This is a genomic window from Bacillus sp. FSL P2-0099 (assembly GCF_038007445.1).
GTDB lineage: Bacteria > Bacillota > Bacilli > Bacillales > Bacillaceae_G > Bacillus_A > Bacillus_A mycoides.
Genome location: NZ_JBBOXE010000001.1, coordinates 2134787 through 2157446 on the forward strand (window position 1 = coordinate 2134787; position 22660 = coordinate 2157446).

Here is a 22660-nt window from a genome sequence, read left to right on the forward strand (position 1 = left end):
ACCCCTTTAAAAATAGTATGAATATAGTTTATAATCTAATTGTTATAATATTAGTAGATTGAAAGGGGAAATACAGGATGACACAAATTAAAATTACACCTGAACAACTTGATCAAATTGCTGGACGCTTTACAAACGCAGCAGCTGAAGCTCAACAACAAATCAATAACCTTGGAAATGACATTGAAAGTTTAAATGGGCAATGGTCTGGGGCAACACAAGATAAGTTCAGAGCGAACTTTAGTGATGCTAGACAAGAAATGCTAAAATACATTCCGATTCTAGAACACATTTCTGCCGATTTGAAAAACATTGCTACTAACTTCCGTAACGCAGATAACTCATATTAATAGCAGAGCAATTGCAAAAGGCCAGGAGCTATTGTTCCTGGCCTTTTCTTTAAAAATTGTCATATGAGAGTAAGGGGATAAAATGGGATTCAGACCAGAAGTGGGAGAAAAAATTGTTTTTAATAAAGATGCTTATCATTTTGCAAAGCATCCAGCAGTTATTGGGATTGATATGCCATATGGGCAAGAAGGTAGACAAGGAACGGTATATCAGCTACAACATGAAAATAGTGTAGAGCGAATCGCATTAAAAGTTTTTAAGGAACGCTATCGTGATGAAAAACATCAATTAGTATTTTTAAAACCACTTTCTTCTATAGCGGGTCTTAAAGTATGTTCACGTTACATTGTTACAAAAGAAGAACATACATCTGTAATTGAAAAGTCAGAAGATCTTGCGAATAGTATTGTGATGCCTTGGATTGAAGGGCCAACTTGGGCTGATATTTTACAAGAGCAACGAATGCTATCAAAACAGCAATGTTTTTTTATTGCAGAAGCATTTCTAACAACACTTAAAACAATGGAAGAAAATGAGATTGCTCATAATGACTTGTCATCTAGTAACATACTAATACCTTTTTTAAGTGAAAATCCTATTGAAGGTCAACACCGTATTGAGCTTGTTGATGTTGAGCAAATGTATGGGCCAAAAAGTAAAAGACCTTCGTTATTGCCAGCAGGTTCAGCGGGTTATGCGCCAATGTATTTAAAAAGCGGGGTATGGCAAAAAGAAGCCGATCGATTTGCTGGTGCTATTTTATTAGGAGAAATATTAAGCTGGTGTAGTGAAGAAGTACGAAATACAAAATGGACGGATGCAAGTTACTTTAAAACGGAAGAAATGCAGACCGAATGCGAAAGATATACGTTACTTCAGCAAGTATTGCAGAATCAATGGAATGGGGAAATTGCACAGTTATTTAAGCAGGCATGGAATAGTAAAACTTTTGCAGAATGTCCAAGCTTTGAACAATGGTACGATGCATTTAATAGCGCAAGAGAAATAATAAAAATTGATGCGGAAAGGCAGTCAGCGCAAGAACATTCTCTTTTTGTATCGAAATGTTTGGAAATTGCAAGATTATTTGAAGAGAGAGGACTTAAACAAGCGGCATTATATGAATATAAAATAATTTTCAATTCACTTAATCCATCAACAGCTCTAAAACAAGAACTCGCATATATCATTCAAACTATGGAGAGTCAAGAGCCTGAAATAAATCAAAAAAGGTACTACAAAGTTATTTGGAACTAGCTACTGAATTGGAACGAGAAAACAATGCAGAATTTGCTTGTTTCGTCTATTCACGAATCGTACAATTTCCAAACATTGATCATGCGTTAAAAAAGGAAATTGAAAGCATTATTGAAGAGATAAAAGAAGAACAAGGAACACAGCCGCAGCAAGAAATAGCAGCCACAATTACAGTTCCTAATAGCATTCTACAGAGTCGGAAACAAACAAAAAAACAAGTTGAATATGATATAGATGATGAAATTTTAAATGCAAAAGCATCGAATCAACCACTTACAGTAGCGCATGAACAAAGTGAACCGTCTGCTTTTTCTAAATGGTGGAAAAAGAATAAAAAACGGATTTTGATTATTGGCTCAATAGTAGTAGTTGTTATAGGTGGTTCAACGTTATTTTATTTCTATACAACAAACGCTAAATATCAAAAATATATGGAACAAGCACGACAAGCTTATCATGATAAAAAATATACAAAAGCAGAAGAGGCTGTTGGTCATGCAATTACAGTGAAAGGAAGAGACGAAGCGCATCTTCAATTAGCAACAATTTACGTTGCTGAAGGAAAGAATAAAATTGCAATCGATTATATTACCAAATTAATAAAGGATAGAGAAATTGATAAAGAAAATAATGAAGCTGCCTATTTATTAGCTTCAGCAAATTTCCGCATCGGAAAATATCAAGAAGCAGTGTTGAATTTTGAACAAGCATTAGCGAATAATGCAAAAGGAATCGAACCGTATAAAAAAGATGCTATGCGAGATTTAGCTGTAAGTCATATGAAGATGAAAGAATTTGAAAAAGCAGAAGATGTTATTGTCAAAATGAGTACGAAAACCAATGAGGATAAGGCAATTGTTTCGTATTTAAAAGGGCAACTATCAACAGCAACTGTGCAGTTAGACAAAGCGGAGTCTTTCTTTAAAGAAGCTATTATACAAGATTCAAAGAATGCCATATATACAATTGAACTTTCAAATTTATATGTGCTTTGGAATAAAACAAACCTAATTGATAGTGCGAAAAAAGAAATGAATTATCAACAGGCATCTCAAGTATTACAGGCTGCGATTCAAAAAGATATGAACAATATAGAATTATTAAATCAACTTGGAATTGTGTATTATGAAGCTGGTCAATTTTACGAAACGCGAGATGGTGCAAAGAGTAATGCTGCGTATCAACAAGCATTGGATGCTTACAATAGAGTTGTCAACAGTGGGACTCGCGACATAAATACGCTTGTAAATATAGGGATTTTATACGATAAAGTGGGACAAGGAAATGAAGCAGAGAAATTTTTTACAGAAGCATACTCACAAAATGATGAAGATCCACATGTGAACTTTGCATTTGGAATGTTCAAAATTAAACAGAAAAAATATGAAGAAGCGAGCCGCTTCTTAAGAAAAACAGTACAAGCAAATGAAAATGAAGCTGAAGTAAGAGCAGCACAAGAAAAACTAGCAGAAATGAAAACAAACGGCTGGATTCAATAAAGATGGGAAAAGGGGAACACGCATGGAAGAGAACAATAATAATTTAGGTAAAAAAGTTGCTATATCAGTAATGTCGGTAGCTTTATTTGGAACGTCAGGATATCTTGTGTATGACAAAGGCTTTAGCACAGCGGGAAGAGAAACTGTAAAACTAGCAAGTAATACAGAAGAGAAAAAAGATGATCGTATTACAGGAAGCAACTTACAGTCTATGTTCCCAAATTTAGTTGGTGATCCTGCAAAAAAAGATGAAAAACCTGGCGAAAAACCAACTGTTAATTTAGCAGACCTAATCGGAAATAATAAATCACCAATTACACCAATGACGTATAAGCCAGATGATGTGTTGGTGGAAAAGAAAGATCCGCAGATTAAATTGTCAGACGCACCAATGCCACAAAAGCCAGAGTTGCCAACGAATATGGGGGGGCCTGTGGTGGAGCCAGTTAAAAATAATGATAATGTTCAATTACCTACACCTACTGTAGAACCGCCAAAAACTAAAACTGGAACAGAAGGGACTGGAACAGAAGGAACTGGAACAGAAGGGACTGGAACAGGAGGAACTGGAACAGGAGGAACTGGAACAGAAGGAACTGGAACAGGAGGAACTGGAACAGAAGGAACTGGAACAGGAGGAACTGGAACAGGAGGAACTGGAACAGGAGGAACTGGAACAGGAGGAACCGGAACAGAAGGAACTGGAACAGGAGGAACTGGAACAGGAGGAACCGGAACAGAAGGAACTGGAACAGAAAAACCAAAACCAGATCCAGAACCAACATACCCAACAATTACAGTATCACCAAAAACGGGTGATATTCTTGTAGAATGGTATACAGCAAATGGAGAGAAATCTAGTGCAGTATTTTTTGGGGAGTTTTATAAGGCACAAAATCATTTGAAACTAATTGATGGTATGAAAAATATAGAGAATCGTAATGATTTACAGCTTATTTCTCAAGTTAGTTCTTCACCAACAGAAGCAAATAAAGCAGCATTATTGTTAGCAGCACAAGATTCCGCTCAATTTGAAAAAGTAGCTAGTTCAAAATATGAGCAACTATTTTATATTCGAAATCAATTAACTTTATATCAAGAGCCTGCTTTTAATGACCAAGAATTTGAATACTTTAAAAAAAATAAGCAAGATGTTATAGAAAAGCTGTCTAAAGATATTTTTAAAGTTGCACTTAATGAAGAAAAACGAGATGTAAATGCAGCTTTAAGTAAATATTATTTATTAACTTCCGTATTACAAGGCGTAGATGAAGACTTGCAAAAGCAGGCTTACGATCGAGTGCAAGCTATTTTTAATCAAATGCTTGAAAATGAATTGGAACAAATGGTACAAGGAAAAGTTGAAGTTCCAACTGTGCCAGTTTTAAATCAAGGAAAAGAAAAAGATAAAAATGTAGCAGGAAAACCAACGACTGAAAATGAAGTTAAAAATTCAAAAGGTGAAGAAAAACAAGAGAATAAAGAAAATTCGAAGCCAGAAGAATCAAAAACAAATAAAGAAGATGTAAAACAAGAAGAAATCCAAACGAATAAAGAAAATGCAAAACAAGAAGAAGTACAAAATAATAAAGAAGATAAAAAGAATGAGGAACAAAAAGATAATAAAGATGGTAAAAAGCAAGATAAAGTAAAAACACCTGGACAATGGGCGATTGAACAGGTAACAGCGTATATGAACGAAGTGAAGTGGAAAGAAGCAATTGTACTAGCAGATCAATACATTGATCAGACAAAAGGTGAAGAACAAAACACATTGAAGGATCAATTGAAAAATGCAGTTGAGAACTTATTAACACAATCAAAAGCAGAAGAGACATCTGCAGAAATGGCATTACAAAATTATCACTTTATCTTAAATGTTAAAAATGTAGTTGCTGAGCAGAGAGAAGAGGCAAAATCGTTATCTTTACCTGTAATGTTAGAAGTAAAGGCAGATCAGGCATTAGCAGAGAAAGATTATTATAACGCTGTATTATATATGGCGAACTCTATTCGTAATAAAAATAAACATGCTCATGCATTTGAAAAATTACAAACAAATACAAACTTCCTTTGGAATCAAACTATGGAGCAATGGAATAATTTAAAGGGTAATTCTGGATGGCAAAGTGAAGTTAAAAAATCTGTTCAACCATCCCTTGAATTAATTGTATATTTAAAAGATATTTCACCAGCTATAGTGGATGATACAAGATTCAATGAGAAAATAAAGGAAGCAACGAAGAAATTAGAAGGTATTCAGTTGTTGAATTTAGCAAGTTATGAAAATAGTAAGAGTGATGAAGCTAGTCAATTGAATGCATTATATTATTATGGACAAGCTTATGAACGTGGTATAGCTGACGCAGGAGATATGAGTAACATTTTTAATAAGTTATTAAATAAAGCACGTGGATTTGAAGTGTCTGATCCTGCAAGAGCTATGAATTTATACCGATTAATGTATACAACGCCTGGTGCGCAAGGACTTGGCTTCCAAGACGTAATTAGAAATTCTATTGATTACTTGAATGATTTCAATGTAGCAAGTCAATCGTTCGCGAAATATGGTAATAGCTTAAATGTGAAAGATATTGCAACAGCATTAGCTTATGCAAATACAGCTATTGAAAATGGATATGCAAATGAACAAAGTAAAGCGAAAATAAGACAAATTGCAGAGGAAATGGTTAAAGTGGGGCAAAATAAATTAAAGGGAAATGATTTAAATACTGCATATCAGTATTTTGAATTTGTAAGCCGTGCAGATTATAAACATGTTCCGCAGGATGTTCGTAGCCAAGCAAATGATGGACTACAAGCGATAAAAAATGCTACTAAAAAATAAAGGAATAAATTTCGCCATCTTACCTAGGGTAAGATGGCGAAATTTATTCCAAATAAGGAGTGAAAGTTAATGAGTTTACTAGAAATTTGCCCATTAGATGAGGCGTTAGTGGAAGCTTTACAGAATGAAGAAAAAAGAGTTCGTTTTTATGAGATATTACAGAAATCAAATTTGTACGTTGTTGCTTCTGTAGAGGGAGATACAACTGTAGATGAAGAAGGGAATTTGATTTCAACTGAAAATACACAATTGCAAATTCATTATTTTGAAATGGAAGAAGGATTAATGTTACCACTGTATTCTGATTTGAAACATTTAGAAATGGTTATTCCAGAAGAATGTCCATACGTCTCTATGAATGCAGTTGAATTATTAAAGACGATAGATTTAGAGGCAAATGTAATATTAAATCCAGGAACAAAATTTCAAAAATTATTTGTAAAGGAAGAAATTGAAGCGATTTGTGATAATAGTATTTTTGATGTTTTTTCTAAAGGGGATAAGTAAAATTTGATGCAGTTCTATTCATTTTTGGTATAAAATAGAGGAAGGTGGGAGAAGGTTTGGAAATTAAGGTCAAACCTGAACAACTCGAACAAATTGCCAAAAATATATCAGAGATGCAAACACACAGCCAGAATATACAACAAAATCTCAATCAATCCATGTTTAGTATTCAAATGCAATGGCAAGGAGCGACGAGTCAGCATTTTTATGGGGAATATATGAGATCAATGAGACTCATGGAATCTTACATAAGTAACTTACAGGTTACAGAAAAAGAATTACGGCGTATCGCTCAAAAGTTTCGTCAAGCAGATGAAGAATATCAAAAGAAACAAACTGAAAAATTGAAAGAAACCCATAAAAAAGAAAAGAAACATGAAAAATCGTGGTGAGAAAAAGGAATAGAAGGAGCAGCTGAATTCATCGGAGTGAATGATGCAATTCGTGCAGTTACCGGTAAAGACCCAATTACAGGAAAAGAATTATCAACAAAAGAAAGACTCATCGCTGCAGGATGGACACTCCTAAACTTTGTTCCTGTTGGAAAAGTCGCGAGTCTTGCTGGAAAAGGAATAAAGTATGTCGCCTCTAGCTTCGGGAAGACAATTGTAAAAGCAGGAAAAGGACTAGGCGAAGGCATAACAATGGTGGCTGGAAAAGCTGGAAAAGCAGCTGCCGATGGCATAAAAACAGCCACCCACAAAGTAAAAGAGGGTGTAAACTTCGTAGCCTCCACAGCAAAAGGCTTTGCCGACAAAATCGGAAGCTTATGGAACAAAGGTGCCACAACCGTAAAAACAACTTTCTTGCAGGGGAATGAAAAGATTCAGTACGCAGTAAAAACATTACTGGAGTACAAATGGATCCCAGGTTTAGGAAAAGCCTACGTCATGCCTGGAGTAGGAATGGTCCGAGAGATGGGACAGCATTCTCTGAAAGATGCTTATCAGTATATGAAAAGTGTTGGAGAGAAGGGTGTTAAGGGTACGGGTGAAGGTAGTAAGATAGAGAATATATCTAAATTAACTACAGAAGATATCCCGACTGCAAAAAGTGGCAAATTTAATGATTTCTTTAATTCTCTTTCTAGTGCAGAATTGGATGGATTATGGAAAGATAAAAAGATTAGAAAGAAAATTGAACGTCAGCTTAGAGAACCTGGTGGTTTACATGAATGGCATTTAGTATCGAGGGCTCCACAATTCAAGTTTTGGGATATAAGTGCTGAAAAAATTAAAGATTTAAGAACAGCAATATCTGATGTTAAATTTGTAAATCCTAAAGGCGTTCATGGAGGATTAGGTTCTACAAAAGCACATAATGAATTATTGGCAATTATTGATACATCAAATGACTATAACACATTTATTAGAAGACTTAATAATTGGGCTTACTATAGATTAGAGGGTGGAATTTCATCATTGCCAGAAGGATTAAGATTAAAATAGGGGTGTGTTATTTATGGAAAAGCAAGGAATGGTTTCAATATGGTTAGGTAATATTAAAACACAAAACCAGTTAGAGAAATACGTCAATTTAACATACGATGAAGACGGAGAGTCTGTACCTTCTAAATTTTTTGTAGATTTCAATATTGATATGGATGAAACAGATGAGGATTTTATTGAAAAAGCGGTATTAGAAGAAAAGAGTGATAATATCTCTGCTTTATTAGAGGGGTGTTCATATGAGGAAATTATACTACCTAAAATTAGAGGATATGTTAACGTAAATAAGTTATATAACGCTGTTATTTTAATTTACAATTTTGAGTACGAGAACCTAGTTAACTCTTTTGAGGATTTTGATTATATTACTTCTACTAGTTACTTACAATAGTAATTTTTTGATTGAAATTTGAATAAACTGCTGAATAGTGAAGAGCGTTAATCTTATATTAATTTGAAACCTTGATGGGCTATATGCCTCTCAAGGTTTTTATAATTTTATGTTAAAATTAAAAGCTTATAGTAAAAAGAAAAGTGCATGGGATTGGTTACAATGACTTTATAAGTATTGCAACTACACTTACTACTCGATATATACTTTAAATAAGAAAATGAAAAAGCTCGTGGTGTTAAAGTTTAAATATACATTAGCACATATACGAATGGAAAATAAAGTACATGTGAAGTGGATAGAAAAAATAATAGGGTGTTTGAGAATACGTACTCCATGATGGTTGTACCATCATGGAGTACTATGTGCAATGATAGAATAGAAAAGGAAGTATGAGCTTAGGCGAGATGACATTTTACATGGCGATGAATATAGACATATGGAATGTATATTAAACTAATGAACTCGTACAAACTCGTAAGTTTTAACGTAACACTTGTTGCGACATGTAAAAGGTGTCATACTTGTACTACAAAACTTACAAATTTATGCTACTTAAAAACATATGAATTTAAAGCACTTGATTGTCAATTAAAGGCAATAAGTGCTTTTTTGCGTTTTAGCGTAGAAATTTAAAAGAGCATTATAATTTTATAAGTGCATTAAGTGTTAAATTTTTATTGTTGTTTTATAGATTGTAATGGCTATGTACAGTGTACGACGATAGTAGAGGGAAAAATAAAGGGTTGTGTTATTTTTTGAAGTCATCGTAAAGTACGTTTTAACGGATGGACGTTATGCATACGTTATCCGCAAAAAACGGGTAAACGTTACAGGGACTTTAATTGCTGTAACGGGAAGGGGCTCAATATGGGAGAGAGTAGTTGGTTACATACGAGTTTCAACGGAAGGACAAGTGCGTGAAGGGTATAGCCTAACGTATCAAGTAGAAGAAATTGAACGGTACTGCATCGAAAATAAACTACAACTGCTTCACATATACGAAGATAAAGGAATCAGCGGAGCGACAGTAGATGAAGATGGATTAACAGTTGAACGTGAAGGTCCACAAGAGCTATTGTCGGATATGGCATATCATCAAGTGCGCAAAGTTATTGTACTAAATACATCTCGGTTATGGCGCTCTGATATGGCAAAGGTGTTAATACAACGAGAGTTAAAGAAACACAAGGTAGATGTGAAAGCAATTGAACAACCAAATTATAGTATATACACGCATGACCCAAATGACTTTTTAGTAAATGGTATGTTAGAGCTATTAGATCAATATCAACGTCTTGAGATTGCATTAAAGCTAAGTCGAGGTAGAAAGAAGAAAGCAGAACAAGGTGGATATGCGGGGGGCGGTGTGATGTTTGGTTATAGAGTAAAGAAAGGACAAAAAGTGTTAGAGGTAGATGCGGAGAAAGCGATAGTTGTACGTAGACTATTTGAATTAAGACACTTTTTTAAACATTGGTCGCTAACTCAATTGGCAGAACGACTAAATAGGGAAGGGTATTGTACTGAGAGAGGAAAGTTGTTTACGAAAGTACAAGTGAAACGCATGTTAGATAGAGAGAATTTTTATCGTGGCATGTATAAATACGGGAAAATACAAACAAAAGGACAACATGCAGCAATTATTTTATAAACTCACTTAAAAAATTAGCTCATTTTACTATACATACTACTAAAGAGATGAAAAATGGATAGGCTTGCGTACCTATGCGCATCGGAAGATGAACGCTCGAACTAAGGTTGCCGACATTTTTATATATGACTAAATCATTGAATAGAGGGATGAGTTATGCATAATAGACAGAACTATTTGTATGTAGGAGTAGATTTACATAAGGAGCATCATACGGCTGTTATGATTAATTGTTGGCAAGAAAAATTAGGAGAAATACAATTTGATAATAAACCATCTGCATTTTCGAAGTTTTTATTAGAAGTAGAGACATATGTGAGTGATGGTTTATCAGTTGTATTTGGTTTAGAAGATGTTGGCGGTTATGGAAGAGCATTAGCGAAATATTTAGTAGATCACGAACAGGTAGTAAAAGAAGTAAATCCAGCTTTATCATTTTTAGAACGAAAAAGCCAAGTGATGATACACAAAAATGATAGTTGGGATGCGGAATGTGTGGCACGCATATTGATAAACAAATTTAATCAATTACCAGATGCAAAGCCAAACGATTTATTATGGTCAATACAACAACTGGTTTCAAGAAGGAATGCATTAGTAAAAGCACAAAGTGCATTAAAGAACCAATTACATATTCAATTAAACCATCATTATCCAAGTTATAAAAAGTTTTTCTCAGAATTAGATGGGAAAACAGCATTAGCGTTTTGGCAGCAATATCCGTCACCCTCTTGTTTAGAGGGGGCGAATATAAAGCAATTAACAGCTTTTTTATTAGATGTTAGCAACAATACATGTTCAGTAAAGAAAGCAAGCGACATATTAAAACTTGTAAAAGAAGATGGACATACAATGAAGGAATATCAAGACACACGAGACTTTTTAGTAAGAAGTATTGTACGGGAGATTGAGTTTAAAAAGAAAGAAATGAAATACATCGAAAAAGAATTAAAACAGCTAGTAAATCTACTAGATTATCAATTAGAGACGATGCCGGGAATAGAACTTGTGACGGCATCAGCATTAATAGCTGAGATAGGAGATATAAGACGATTTCTAAATGCCAATAAATTAGCACGATTTGCGGGGATTGCGCCTGTTTACTTTGGTTCTGGTGGGAAAGATAAGACACATAAAAGCAAACAAGGAAACAGGGCGTTACACGCTTTATTTTATAATTTAGCTGTACAGCAAGTGCAAGTAGCGAAAGGAAGTAAGTAAGTAAGTTACCTAGAAACCCAGTGTTTCATGCATACTATCAAAAGAAGCTTAAAGAGGGCAAAACCAAAGGACAAGCATTGGTATGTATTATGAGAAGACTTGTAAACATTGTATATGGCATGATGAAATATAAAACAGCTTATGAATTGCCGGTAGTGGAAGAAAAAGAAGTAGTTTAATAAGGTTTACATGGTTTGTTTTTTTATTGTGAGGGTTTAAGATTACAACATAGGGTACGGGTGATGTTGGTGATATAGCCAGTGGAGCTAATGTAAAGAAATTAGATGATTTTTCAGGACCTTTAGAAAATGGTCCATATATTAAAAACGGAAAACCTAGGGGTAGACCACAATTATCTGGGGAAAAGAAACTTGGATTTGAAAAAGATGTTCTCAATAAACAGATAGACCCAGATGGAATTTTACGAGACCCTAACACTAGTGAGACAATTGACTGGAAACTTGGACGACCACGAAAAGGTAAAGTAGATTTTGGTCATACAGAAGGAAATTCTTATAAGAAAATGTTTGAGAAGTATAAACATGGTGAGATTACTCTTGAAGAATTAAAGGAATTTCAGTTTAACCCAGATAATTTCAGATTAGAAACGCCTTCTGCAAATAGGAGTCATAAATATGAGTAGTTAGGAAGATGATGTAATGAAAATATTAAATATTTTTGATGCGGTTAGAGAAGGAACTTATGAAGATTTTAAACGATTTTATGATGGTGATATTAATCAAATTGATAGTGATTTAGATATCAATTTATTGTGTATGGCAATGATTAATGATAAAAATTCTAGTGAAAAACTTAAGATTATAAAATTTTTGCTAGAAGAGGATATTGATATTAATTACACTACAGCTAAAAATAAAAGGAATGCATTGCATATGTTTTATTTTTGTGTTTTACGTCCAACAATAGAATATGAATTAGAGATAACAAGGTTACTTATTGATAATGAGATTAATATCAATGCTTTAGATAAATATAATGCTATCCCCTTGAAGTATGCTATTACGATAAATAAATTGTCTACAGAAGACAATAAAGACATGTATAAATTACTTATTAAAAATGGCTCAAACTATAATTTGAAAGATCAATCTGGAAAATCATGTGTAGATTATGCTAAAGAGTATTCTTGGAGAAATGATTTATTAACTATTATTGAGGAGTGTTAATATGAAAGTAAATAATTCTGATTACGGGGGCTTTATTGTTTCTAAAAATGTTGTAGCTGGAAAATCAATACGTTATACATTTAGGGAAAAATCAGAAATTCCTCAATTAAATGGGTGGACTATTTATTCTTCGGAAGATGATGATGAATATGTAAATGATTCTAGTAATTTTCAAGTATTAGGAGCAAGCTCTATATTAGAAATAGCTCCAGTTATGTTAGAAATTTTTGATGCTCCCTATGGAACAGACCTATGTTGGTTGTATAAAGAAGGGGTTCATGTAGGATTTTATGATTTAATAAGTGAAGATGAGAAAGATATTGGTCAAATTGTAAAAGGAAATTGATGCTATTTTGTGAGTTCCTTGGGCACTGACAAAAATACACTTCAAATAAGAAAAGTCAACAGCGACGTTAGGAGAACGTAGTGGTCTGTTGACTTTTTTTATAGTGTTATTTCATGACAAGAGTTATTTATCATCTTTGTTTAAGTTAATGGTTTTATTGTTTTTACCAACAATTCGTAGATTATTTAATTTGTTTTTACGAATTTCAAGGATAGCTTTTCTCATGTCTCGTTCGATTTGTTGCTTGTAAAGAAGTTCTGTAAATGCTCTAAAGCATTCATTCTCGTTTCCAACATGTACTCGAATCAATCAATCTAAATAAAAAATCTCGCCTTTTCCATCCCTATTTTCTCAACAAAAACCGACATTCGTTCGCAATTCCTCAATAATATTAATATCATCGGTAATACCATTGATATTATAGTTTGTCCGCTTGATATTTTAGGATTCCCAATGTTTAAAAGGAATGATGTTAAGCTTACGTTGGAAGCAAAAGAAGTAGGGGGTAAAAAATACGTAGTTGACTCATATGCACACAATAAGGAAATAGTATCGAGAAAATTCACTCAACTTATTGAAGTGCAAGAAAAAACAGTTAAGACTTATTTAAATGAAATTACAAAAAAATATCCTTCAGGTTCTAAAATATCAAATGGTCCTTTTAATCCTAACGCTCTCAAAGGGGGGCGACTTAAAGGTGAGTTAATATTAGAAGTACCAGTTCAAAATAAACCAATTCCGCAAACGATTCTTGATGAAGCAACAAAAAATAGGATTATTATTAGGGATATTAAAGGGAAGGTGTATAATTGACTATGAAAATTTATTATTGTGACGAATGGTCGGACATTAAAAAGAAGCCTTGGAATATTCTAGATGACCGTGATGCATACACATACCATCAAAAACATGAACCATATACGGCGGTATTAACTGAAGATGAAAACCTTAAGTATATTGTAAATGTTACAAATGAATGGGTTTCGGTGGGATTTTATGATGACTTGATTCGTAAGTATTTAAATTATGATTTTGAAGTTATGAGTGACAGTAAGATATTTTTAAGAACAGCTACGTATTGGGAATATGATGATGAAACTGATACTATTAAATTAAATGGATTTATGAGATAGAATCAAAATACCTAGAAAAGATATGGCTGGAAATATTGCAGAACCTGTTTCGTATAAAAATATTAAGGAGCCTAAAACGATATACGATCCAGCAATGATTAGTGATGATAAGATATATCAGTGGGGAAAAGAAGCAATGCAAAAGGGAACAATAAATGGTAGGCTTGTTGAAGGTACTGCTTCAAATGGATTGAAGTTCAGAGGTTATTTAAATGATACTGGGGAGATAACTAACTTTTCCCAATTCTAGACTGATATTATAAGATACAATATTTATAGGAGGATAAAATGAATAGTAATTTTGAATTTATTGAAGATAAAGAGAAAAACGATGAATTGATGTCAATATATTTTAACTTTATAAACGGTAAGTACTTGGAAAGAGCTTTGAGTTTTTTTGTAAAAAAAGAGGGGTTTGGACAAGAAATAGTATTTGTTCATTTTCAGTCTGATTTAGATGAATTTGATATGTCACAGCTACCTACACCTTTAGATGATAAGCATGTGTTAGTTGAATTAGATTCTCCAGCTGTGGAGTCTGAACAACAAGTGTATTTGGACTTTGAAAATTTTTATAATTATTTGGAAGAACATGTGAAAAAAGAAGTGGAAAAAAATCCAGAAAGAAATGGATTAATGGATTTATTAGTACAAGTTAAGCGTAGCTTAAATTTGTAATATCTTATAGCCGTTTTACTAGATTTGAAGGGAAGAAAAATAACTTTTTGAAGAACGCGTTTTTATTAGGATTTTATTATATTTCAATAAGGAAGATTGTCTGATGTTGAATAAGTAAAGAGGAAGTTATAGATGAAGAAGACTCAACAAAAGAGACCTCATATTTGAGATCTCTTTTGTTGAGTGTATTGAAAAAATCCCTAATTAAAAATTAGCGTGAGATAACAACTATAAGCGTACGGGTGAAGTGAGGAAGCTAGATAACGTTGCGCGAATTGATGAAATTGAAATGAACTTTAATTATAAAACTAAATTCGATTCAGAGAAATTTGCAAGACAGTTAAAGGATTAAGAAAAAGGTATGAATGAATTAACTGTATATGAGTACCAGAAAAATCGAGAGCATTTTATTGATAAAGGTAGAGCAATAGAAGGAAATGCATCTCAACAAGCTGAAAGGGAAAACAATTAAGCAAAAAACAAAAGAACTTAGAAGAGAAGGGCTATCTAGAGAAGAAGCTGAAATAAATGCTAAAAAATGGATGAAGACACAAGCAGCTCTTCATAATCCTGATCAAGTATCTGGTGGAAATCATTTGAAAATTGGTGGCATGGCGGAAGGTATAGTAAAAATGCACCTGGTAAACCTGTTAATCCAAACTATTTAGAAGAATTTTAATGGAAAGGAGAATAATAGATGAGTAAAATGGCAATTAAAATAAGCTCTAATGGTTTATTTAGTAAATGTGTAGTACCATTAAGAAAGTACACCGGTTTAGGAATTACAGAGATAAAAAATAAAATTGAAAACAAAGATTTTTTTGCCGAAACAGATGCAAATGATATTGATGATATGGAAAATTTAAAGGAATTAGTTGATAACTTGTTGAAGTTAGGTGCGGAAGTGAAAATGTTTGATAGCGATGAATACGGTGAGGGAATTTTCGATTACCAAGAAATTTCTTACGGCGAATTTATAAATAATATTGACCGGTTAAAAGAAATTATGGAAGAATTACAGGATTACGATGATGCTTTGTCTGACGAAGGATAATAAAAAGGTTTCTCATCAAATTTTAATATATCCCTTGACAGTTATAAATATAACCGATATACTTCATATTAATTTCAAAAGAAAATATATTCTAAATATTAAAATGTGTTGAATAGGAGTAGTAAGGTCATGTATTTGTACAGAGAGCTATGGGTTGGTGCGACATAGTCAAATGACATCCTGAACTCGCCTAGGAGCAGTAAGGTGGAACGGAATTACATTCTTAGTAAATCTTAACGGTTAACCTTCGATATTAGGTTTGTAATCAAACGATTACTACTAAGGTGGATTCATAATGGAATCAATAAGGGTGGTACCGCGTTAAGTGAATGGCTTAGCGTCTCTTTATATAGAGACGTTGGGCCATTTTTTATTTTATAGAAAAAGAAATGGAGGGTTTATTCGGATAGGTAAATAAAATTTTTTTATTTATATAAAAGGATTTAATTAGGAGGAAAATAAGATGAGACAGACGGAGCAATGGACTTCGAAATTAGGTTTTATAATGGCAGCAGCAGGATCAGCAATTGGACTTGGCGCAATATGGAAATTTCCTTATATTGCTGGAAAGAGCGGGGGAGGAGCATTCTTTTTAATCTTTATATTATTTACTGTATTAATTGGATTACCGCTACTTATAGCTGAATTTATGATTGGACGTAGTACACAAAAACAAGCAGTTGGGGCATTTAAAAGTATCGCACCAAATACAGGATGGCACTGGATTGGACGCCTTGGTGTTGGAACTTGCTTTATATTACTTTCGTTTTATAGCGTTGTAGGTGGATGGGTACTAATTTATTTATTCAGAGGAGTAACTGGACAACTTATTACTCCGGGACAAAATTACGGTTCGTTATTTACTGAAACAATTGGAAATCCGGTTTGGGCTATCACTGGACATTTCGCTTTTATGTTCATTACGATATGGGTTGTATCAAAAGGTGTACAAAACGGAATTGAAAAAGCAAGTAAATATATGCTACCAGCATTGTTCGTTTTATTTGTCGCTCTTATTATTCGTTCATTAACACTGGATAATGCGATGCAAGGCGTGAAGTTTTTCTTACAACCAGATTTCTCGAAGATTACTTCAGAAAGTATTTTATTCGCAATGGGCCAATCATTCTTTGCGATTAGTATAGGGATTTCGATTATGGTTACGTATAGCTCGTATTTAAATAAAAAAGAAAGTTTACCAAAATCAGCAATAACAATTGTTGGATTGAATTTATTCGTCTCTTTATTTGCAGGTCTTGCCATTTTTCCAGCAGTATTTTCGTTAGGCATGGAGCCGACAGAAGGGCCAGGCTTACTATTTATCGTATTACCATCTGTATTTAGTCAAATTCCATTAGGAGGATTGTTCTTAACGGTATTTCTTGCGCTATTTACATTTGCGACATTAACATCGGCATTTTCTCTACTAGAGACGGTAGTTTCAGCATTAGCAAATGGTGAACAAGAAAGAAGAGCTAAACTATCATGGATCATCGGGTTCTGCATTTTCCTAGCAGGTATACCATCTGCCTTATCATTTGGAGTATGGAGTGATATTACGATTTTGGGGAAGAATATTTTTGATGCAGTAGACTTCTTATCTAGTAATATATTAATGCCGCTGGGAGCATTATTTATTAGTATTTTCGTATCATTCAAGATGGAAAAGAAAGTGTTAGAAGCTGAATTTTTTGTAGGTGGAAATTACGGAAAGATAGTATTTACTATCTGGGCATTTTTACTTCGATTTGTAGCACCACTTGCGATAGTTATCGTATTTTTAAATGTAATAGGGATTATTTAAGTTTAAATGTTATAATATTCAGTAAAAAAAGAAGGTGATGATAATAAAAACAAATTTGATTGAAGTTGGGAAATATATGAACATTAGAGGGAAAAAGCTATACGTTGAAACACATGGAAGTCCTAAAAATAAACCAGTATTATTTTTACACGGTGGTCCAGGTGAAAGCTGTTATGATTTTTCATTTCATCAAGCGGAACGATTAAAAGATTCCTTATATGTAATTATGATAGATCAAAGAGGGGTTTGTCGGTCAGAAGTAATTACCGAAGAAGAAACTTTTGGACTATGTGATTTAATTGAAGACTGTGAAGAACTAAGAAAAGTATTACAAATTGAGAAATGGTCTGTAATTGGACATTCTTTCGGTGGATATTTAGCGTTGTTATATGCGTCGATGTATCCAAATTCAATAGAGAAAATAATATTTGAAGGTCCGACTTTCGATTTTGCATTAACAAGTAGGGTCTTACTACAAAAGACAGGAACTTTATTAAAAAAGTATGGAAAAGAATTAGTGGCAGAAGACTGCTTTGCTTATTTATCTAATAATGCTAGTTCAGAAGAGTTGTTAGAAGCTTATATAAGAGTAAGCGCTGAATTAGAAGAAAAAAGAATGGAGATTTACAATTATAAGGAAGATGAGACAGACGATAGTTTATATAGTGATGAAGTGTGGGAAGTATTTTCAAATCGTTCCAAAATCCATTTTGATAGATTAAAATCAGAGGGAGCATGTCATACGTCATTATTATCTAAAATAAAAGATATACAAAATCCAATGTTATTAATTGTAGGAAAACATGATGTAGTAACGTGTGAAAAGCAAATTGAAATATTCAATCGAGATGCTCTAAATGGAAAGTATATCATATTCGAAGAAAGTGGCCATACACCACATTATGAGGAAGCTGATCGATTTGCTGAAACAGTCATTCATTTTTTGAACTAAAAAAGAAAGAGCGCTTCGTATAATGCGAAGCGCTCTATTTTAAATTTCTGGATAAGTAATTGTAATATTAGGCCATTTGCTTTGCCATTTCTTTTGATTAACTCTTTTGTTGTACATATGTATTCGTTCTTTCGTTTCAAGAAAATGAGGTGTAGGTTTCACTTGTAATGAAAGTACATCTTCTATTCCGCATGGGGATGTTAATATGACTTTGTTTTGTTCGTCCAAAGAAACACCAAGAGCGGTTGCTGTTTCAGGAAATTTAGAAATAGCATCAACAGAAGAAGAGTATGGCGGCATTCCATTCACTACATGCATGCGAGTTTGATTTTTTACTGACCAAGGGATAGTAGCATCCATATTCATTAGTTTCTGTTCTAATGATTGTTCGTACACCTCATCTTTATGTAATGGATCATAATAAATGACATCGACATCTGGCGTAGCCGTTCTTACTTCGTAGTTATGTAAAGTATCCCAAATTTTAGAACGGACAAACCCAGCGCAAATCCACCAATCAGGTAGCTCTAGTGATTTTGCCAATTGTAATACATTCATCATCCATTCGTCGTTTTCTATTAAGTGAATTAAATCTTGCTCTGTTTTTATATTCATCGATAAATACACCTTCCTAGTAGATTAATGCATCAGCTCAATAATCCATAAAATCCAGTGAGCACCTGGTACAAATAAAAGTTGTGCTAATAAGGTGCCGAGAAGTCTAGAAATCATTAGCCAACCATACATTTTACTCATAGATTCAGCGCCATTTTCTGATTGTAAAGCACGTTCTGTCAAAAGTGCTATACGTGGATCGAGTAACACTGTTAATAAAATTGTAGCAAAACCATTCACAAGGCCAGAAGCTGTACTTGCATTTGTTGCGTAATCTGGATTTAGAAAAGAAGCATAAAGGGCAGAAAGAACACCTGCTGTATAAATTGCAGTAGCAAACATGTTAATAAGCATAATACGCTTTGGGATACCACCGATACGCAATCTATGAATCATTTCAAATCTTGGAAAGCGCACATATTTTTTTGTGTACTTTAATTTTTGAATGTTATTTGTTTTCATCATTCGAATGAAAGAACCATCTGTTTCAAAGTTTTGAATGACATATCCAAATAGTTTTGTCAAAGTTGGATAAAGAATAATCGCAAGTAATGTACCGATGGAAGCAGATAATAGTACAAGTCGTATAGTATGCTCTAAATTAATAGAAGCATCTCGTTTTGCGTCATCGACAATCCCGCCAATTAAAAAGGCTTGTAGTAAATTTGACGTTCTTGAAATAAGTAATACCATTCCTACGACAGATAAGGCAACGACAATCTTTTTTAAACGAACACCAGCTAATCGAATACTATAAGAACTAGTTTCGACTGCGTGGATGACAATTGTGAAAGCCATTATAAAAATTAACGTAATTGACATGTGATTCACCAGTTTCTATTAAATTAAGTATAACTTTTTCACTTTATCATATCTTTTGTGATTTTGTAACTGAAAGTATAAGGGTTAGAAAAAGTAATTTTCTGAAAAGTTAGATGGTGATAGTATAGTAAAGGGGTAAGTAGGAGAATGGCCTTAATGGGGTACATATAAAATCAGTGGGGGAATTAAATATGTATACAACATTTCTATTTGATTTAGATGGAACATTAACTGATCCGAAAGAAGGGATAATCAATGCTGTTCTATACGTGTTAGAAAAAATGGGGATTGAAGAAGTAAATATAAGTGAGTTAGATTCATTTATCGGCCCACCAATACAACAATCTTTTGCAGATAGATATAATATGAATGAAATAGAAGTAGAACGAGCGGTGTTTTACTTTCGGGAATATTTAAAGCAAAGTGGTTTATTAGAGAATAAAGTATACGATGGAATTGGAGCCCTATTGCAAGAATTAAAGGATGCTGGCAATCATTTGTTTGTAGCAACTTCAAAGCCTACCGTATTTGCGAAACAAGTAATAGAGCACTTTCAGTTAACATCTTTTTTTGAAGAGATTGTTGGGAATAATTTAGATGGGACAAGAATAAAAAAGGAAGAAATAATTGCTCATATTTTACAAACAAATGAAGAACTTCAAAAAGAAGAAATGGTGATGATTGGTGATAGAAAGCATGACGTAATCGGTGCGAACAGTAACGGAATTGCTTCAATAGGTGTATTGTATGGATATGGTAATGAGAATGAATTGAGCGATGCTGGGGCGATTCATATAGTGAAAGATGTCGAAGAGTTACAAAGATTTTGTATAGAGAATAGTACGATAAACTATAGAAATAGAACCTAGAAATCCCTTTATAACATATGACGATGAAATCGTTTTTGTTTAAAGGGATTTTACATATGTAATCGAATACTATAATTAGACAATTTTAGCATGAAAAATTTGTAATAAAGTAAAACTTTAATTAGTGGAAGTTTTGTCCATCCGGCACTGATTATCAGCCCCACCAATCGGGCTGTTACGAGCAGTTGATATCCCGCCTAGCTTCTGCACATTTGCTGAATTTTAAGGTGGGAGTCTTACTGCCCGCAAATAGCGGGATAAAAAGAGGAGGAATGTCATGAAATAAAAGGATTCGAAATACGAGTAAAAGTTCGTCGTTAAAAGATTGAATTTTCAGTTTAAAAGGAGGGTTATAATTGGAGCTAGTTATTATTTTATTAGCACTTAGTTTACTCATGTTTGTAGCATATAAAGGATTTTCTGTAATATTATTCGCACCGATTTTTGCATTATTTGCGGTATTTTTGACAGAGCCTAGTTTTGTATTACCTTTCTTTTCAAATATTTTTATGGAGAAAATGGTAGGATTTATTAAATTATATTTCCCTGTGTTTTTACTTGGAGCAATATTTGGGAAAGTAGTAGAAATGTCAGGAATCGCTGATTCCATCGCAAAGACGATTGTAGAGTTAGTTGGAGAAAAACGTACAATTTTAGCGATTGTTTTAATGGGAGCTATTTTAACGTATAGCGGTGTTAGTGTGTATGTAGTGGTGTTCGCTATATTTCCGTTTGCGGCTAAGTTGTTTCGACAAGCGGATATTCCAAAACGTTTAATCCCTGGCACAATCGTTCTTGGAGCAGCGACATTTACAATGGATGCGCTTCCTGGATCACCACAAATTCAAAATGTAATACCTACAACTTTTTTTAAAACTGATATTTATGCAGCACCGATACTTGGTATTTTAGGCGCAATTTTTGTTTTAACGTTAGGTTTACTTTATTTAGAGAGTAAGCGTAAGAAGGCAAAAGCAGCAGGAGAAGGGTATTTTGGTTTTAACGATGGAAATTCTGAAATGGCAGCATCTTTGCAATTAGAACAAAAAGATATGCCGATATTAAGCGGTATTGAAATTACAAGAGTACAGCAAGTAATTGCGTTTGTACCACTTATTTTAGTAGGTGTAATGAATAAAGTTTTCACAATCATGATACCAAAGTGGTATCCAGATGGTTTTGATTTCTCAGCTATTGGTATGAAAGCATTTGGAAAAGTTGAATTAAGTGCGGTAGTTGGGATTTGGTCTGTAGAATTGGCACTTATTATAGGGATTTTATCAACGCTTTTATTATATTGGAAACGAGTAGTAACTGGATTTCAAGCTGGATTGAATACAAGTATTGGTGGAGCGCTACTTGCAACAATGAATACAGGCGCGGAGTTTGGATTTGGTGGTGTTATTGCAGCACTTCCAGGCTTTGCAATTATGAGAGATAGCATCTCTGCAACTTTCACGAATCCATTAGTAAATGGGGCAGTAACGACGAATATTTTAGCTGGAATTACAGGTTCAGCATCAGGCGGAATGGGAATTGTGTTAAGTGCGATGGGGGATAAATTTATTGCAGCGGCCAATCAATATGATATTCCATTAGAAGTTATGCACCGCATTGTATCAATGGCATCAGGCGGAATGGATACATTACCACATAATGGTGCAATTATTACTATTCTAACGGTAACAGGATTAACACATAAACAGTCATATAAAGATATATTTGCTATTACAATTTTGAAAACGATTGCTGTATTTGCAGTCATCGCATTCTATACTTTAACAGGGATCTATTAATACTAGTTAATATACGAAAAGAAAATATTTATTAGATTGATATTTTACATAATAAAATATTTATTGTAACTACTCAGTCACTCTATGAAAAATCGGCAGAAAAGTTTTTTAAGTTGGTCGAGAGAGGACCTGGCTATTTATAGGAGCGGTCAGGGCCTTTCCTGCCACGCGCAAAGTTTTAAAACAAAGTATATTAATAAGGGGGCTTATTTTAACTGGAATAATAGA

Annotated in this window: 18 protein-coding genes, 5 pseudogenes and 1 other annotated feature; of the genes and pseudogenes, 21 read left to right on the forward strand and 2 right to left on the reverse strand. The window is 33.6% G+C overall.

All coding sequences use genetic code 11. The features are described from left to right. The first annotated feature begins 77 nt into the window (after positions 1-77). The 19 genes and pseudogenes from MKY90_RS10945 to MKY90_RS11035 all read left to right on the forward strand — a co-directional run bounded on the left by MKY90_RS10945 (position 78) and on the right by MKY90_RS11035 (position 18330). The gene (locus tag MKY90_RS10945) at positions 78-350 is read left to right on the forward strand and encodes a WXG100 family type VII secretion target (RefSeq protein ID WP_002158043.1); all 273 of its coding nucleotides are present in this window, start codon (positions 78-80) and stop codon (positions 348-350) included. Positions 351-432: 82 nt separating this feature from the next. After that, positions 433-3107 (forward strand): annotated as a pseudogene (locus MKY90_RS10950) (tetratricopeptide repeat protein). 22 nt (positions 3108-3129) lie between these two features. Beyond that, the gene (locus tag MKY90_RS10955; protein WP_341091335.1) at positions 3130-5955 is read left to right on the forward strand and encodes a hypothetical protein; all 2826 of its coding nucleotides are present in this window, start codon (positions 3130-3132) and stop codon (positions 5953-5955) included. Positions 5956-6024: 69 nt separating this feature from the next. Further along, positions 6025-6462 carry an SseB family protein gene (locus tag MKY90_RS10960; protein ID WP_000054422.1) on the forward strand — a complete coding sequence of 146 codons (438 nt, stop codon included), beginning with the start codon at positions 6025-6027 and terminating at the stop codon, positions 6460-6462. A gap of 56 nt (positions 6463-6518) precedes the next feature. Further along, positions 6519-7910 (forward strand): annotated as a pseudogene (locus MKY90_RS10965) (WXG100 family type VII secretion target). A gap of 13 nt (positions 7911-7923) precedes the next feature. After that, entirely contained in the window at positions 7924-8301 is a 378-nt protein-coding gene (locus tag MKY90_RS10970; protein WP_000414798.1) for an immunity 22 family protein, read from the forward strand. 868 nt (positions 8302-9169) lie between these two features. Continuing rightward, positions 9170-9955, forward strand: a complete 786-nt coding sequence (locus tag MKY90_RS10975; RefSeq protein ID WP_341093241.1) for a recombinase family protein — start codon at positions 9170-9172, stop codon at positions 9953-9955. Between the two features lie 156 nt (positions 9956-10111). After that, positions 10112-11355 (forward strand): annotated as a pseudogene (locus tag MKY90_RS10980) (IS110 family transposase). Positions 11356-11624: 269 nt separating this feature from the next. After that, positions 11625-11819, forward strand: coding sequence for a GH-E family nuclease (locus MKY90_RS10985; RefSeq protein ID WP_255256110.1), 195 nt, complete (start codon positions 11625-11627; stop codon positions 11817-11819). Positions 11820-11835: 16 nt separating this feature from the next. Continuing rightward, positions 11836-12363 (forward strand): ankyrin repeat domain-containing protein, encoded by a 528-nt coding sequence (locus tag MKY90_RS10990; protein WP_341091338.1) that lies wholly within the window; start codon positions 11836-11838, stop codon positions 12361-12363. Position 12364: 1 nt separating this feature from the next. Next, positions 12365-12709 carry a DUF2185 domain-containing protein gene (locus tag MKY90_RS10995; RefSeq protein ID WP_341091340.1) on the forward strand — a complete coding sequence of 115 codons (345 nt, stop codon included), beginning with the start codon at positions 12365-12367 and terminating at the stop codon, positions 12707-12709. 483 nt (positions 12710-13192) lie between these two features. Next, entirely contained in the window at positions 13193-13522 is a 330-nt protein-coding gene (locus MKY90_RS11000) for a hypothetical protein (RefSeq protein ID WP_328068413.1), read from the forward strand. Positions 13523-13524: 2 nt separating this feature from the next. Beyond that, positions 13525-13815: pseudogene (locus MKY90_RS11005) on the forward strand (hypothetical protein); the annotation flags it as partial. A 49-nt stretch (positions 13816-13864) separates the two neighbouring features. Further along, a complete protein-coding gene (locus MKY90_RS11010; RefSeq protein ID WP_071734040.1) occupies positions 13865-14092 on the forward strand; it encodes a CdiA family toxin C-terminal domain-containing protein in 228 nt (75 codons plus the stop codon). 38 nt (positions 14093-14130) lie between these two features. Beyond that, positions 14131-14520, forward strand: a complete 390-nt coding sequence (locus MKY90_RS11015; protein WP_098167781.1) for a hypothetical protein — start codon at positions 14131-14133, stop codon at positions 14518-14520. A gap of 361 nt (positions 14521-14881) precedes the next feature. Further along, a pseudogene (locus MKY90_RS11020) lies at positions 14882-15188 on the forward strand (polymorphic toxin type 15 domain-containing protein). Positions 15189-15217: 29 nt separating this feature from the next. Further along, the gene (locus MKY90_RS11025) at positions 15218-15574 is read left to right on the forward strand and encodes a hypothetical protein (protein WP_029438100.1); all 357 of its coding nucleotides are present in this window, start codon (positions 15218-15220) and stop codon (positions 15572-15574) included. A 99-nt stretch (positions 15575-15673) separates the two neighbouring features. Next, positions 15674-15922: a binding site (T-box leader), on the forward strand. Between the two features lie 115 nt (positions 15923-16037). Beyond that, positions 16038-17378, forward strand: coding sequence for a sodium-dependent transporter (locus tag MKY90_RS11030; RefSeq protein ID WP_341091344.1), 1341 nt, complete (start codon positions 16038-16040; stop codon positions 17376-17378). A 37-nt stretch (positions 17379-17415) separates the two neighbouring features. Beyond that, complete coding sequence (locus tag MKY90_RS11035; protein WP_098167778.1) at positions 17416-18330, forward strand: alpha/beta fold hydrolase; 915 nt, start codon at positions 17416-17418, stop codon at positions 18328-18330. 39 nt (positions 18331-18369) lie between these two features. Here the strand turns inward: MKY90_RS11035 and MKY90_RS11040 are convergent, their stop codons facing one another. Continuing rightward, a complete protein-coding gene (locus MKY90_RS11040) occupies positions 18370-18945 on the reverse strand; it encodes a nucleotidyltransferase family protein (RefSeq protein WP_002141609.1) in 576 nt (191 codons plus the stop codon). 24 nt (positions 18946-18969) lie between these two features. Continuing rightward, on the reverse strand, positions 18970-19767 hold the full coding sequence (locus MKY90_RS11045) for a lipid II flippase family protein (protein ID WP_002141610.1): 798 nt from the start codon (positions 19765-19767) through the stop codon (positions 18970-18972). Between the two features lie 191 nt (positions 19768-19958). Here MKY90_RS11045 and MKY90_RS11050 point away from each other — a divergent pair, with 191 nt between their 5' ends. Together MKY90_RS11050 and MKY90_RS11055 are read left to right on the forward strand one after the other, a co-directional pair. Continuing rightward, on the forward strand, positions 19959-20636 hold the full coding sequence (locus MKY90_RS11050; protein ID WP_098167777.1) for an HAD family hydrolase: 678 nt from the start codon (positions 19959-19961) through the stop codon (positions 20634-20636). A gap of 356 nt (positions 20637-20992) precedes the next feature. After that, positions 20993-22432 (forward strand): GntP family permease, encoded by a 1440-nt coding sequence (locus MKY90_RS11055; RefSeq protein WP_033709030.1) that lies wholly within the window; start codon positions 20993-20995, stop codon positions 22430-22432. Positions 22433-22660: the final 228 nt, after the last annotated feature.

What these genes read in the sequence shown, in the direction of transcription:
- MKY90_RS10995 (WP_341091340.1), top strand. Translation starts at nt 12,365, where the DNA reads ATGAAAGTAAATAATTCTGATTACGGGGGCTTTATTGTTTCTAAAAAT.
- MKY90_RS11030 (WP_341091344.1), top strand. Translation starts at nt 16,038, where the DNA reads ATGAGACAGACGGAGCAATGGACTTCGAAATTAGGTTTTATAATGGCA.
- MKY90_RS11015 (WP_098167781.1), top strand. Translation starts at nt 14,131, where the DNA reads ATGAATAGTAATTTTGAATTTATTGAAGATAAAGAGAAAAACGATGAA.
- MKY90_RS11045 (WP_002141610.1), bottom strand. Translation starts at nt 19,767, where the DNA reads ATGTCAATTACGTTAATTTTTATAATGGCTTTCACAATTGTCATCCAC.
- MKY90_RS11035 (WP_098167778.1), top strand. Translation starts at nt 17,416, where the DNA reads ATGATAATAAAAACAAATTTGATTGAAGTTGGGAAATATATGAACATT.
- MKY90_RS10960 (WP_000054422.1), top strand. Translation starts at nt 6,025, where the DNA reads ATGAGTTTACTAGAAATTTGCCCATTAGATGAGGCGTTAGTGGAAGCT.
- MKY90_RS10945 (WP_002158043.1), top strand. Translation starts at nt 78, where the DNA reads ATGACACAAATTAAAATTACACCTGAACAACTTGATCAAATTGCTGGA.
- MKY90_RS11010 (WP_071734040.1), top strand. Translation starts at nt 13,865, where the DNA reads ATGGCTGGAAATATTGCAGAACCTGTTTCGTATAAAAATATTAAGGAG.
- MKY90_RS11050 (WP_098167777.1), top strand. Translation starts at nt 19,959, where the DNA reads ATGTATACAACATTTCTATTTGATTTAGATGGAACATTAACTGATCCG.
- MKY90_RS11040 (WP_002141609.1), bottom strand. Translation starts at nt 18,945, where the DNA reads ATGAATATAAAAACAGAGCAAGATTTAATTCACTTAATAGAAAACGAC.
- MKY90_RS10955 (WP_341091335.1), top strand. Translation starts at nt 3,130, where the DNA reads ATGGAAGAGAACAATAATAATTTAGGTAAAAAAGTTGCTATATCAGTA.
- MKY90_RS10970 (WP_000414798.1), top strand. Translation starts at nt 7,924, where the DNA reads ATGGAAAAGCAAGGAATGGTTTCAATATGGTTAGGTAATATTAAAACA.
- MKY90_RS11025 (WP_029438100.1), top strand. Translation starts at nt 15,218, where the DNA reads ATGAGTAAAATGGCAATTAAAATAAGCTCTAATGGTTTATTTAGTAAA.
- MKY90_RS10990 (WP_341091338.1), top strand. Translation starts at nt 11,836, where the DNA reads ATGAAAATATTAAATATTTTTGATGCGGTTAGAGAAGGAACTTATGAA.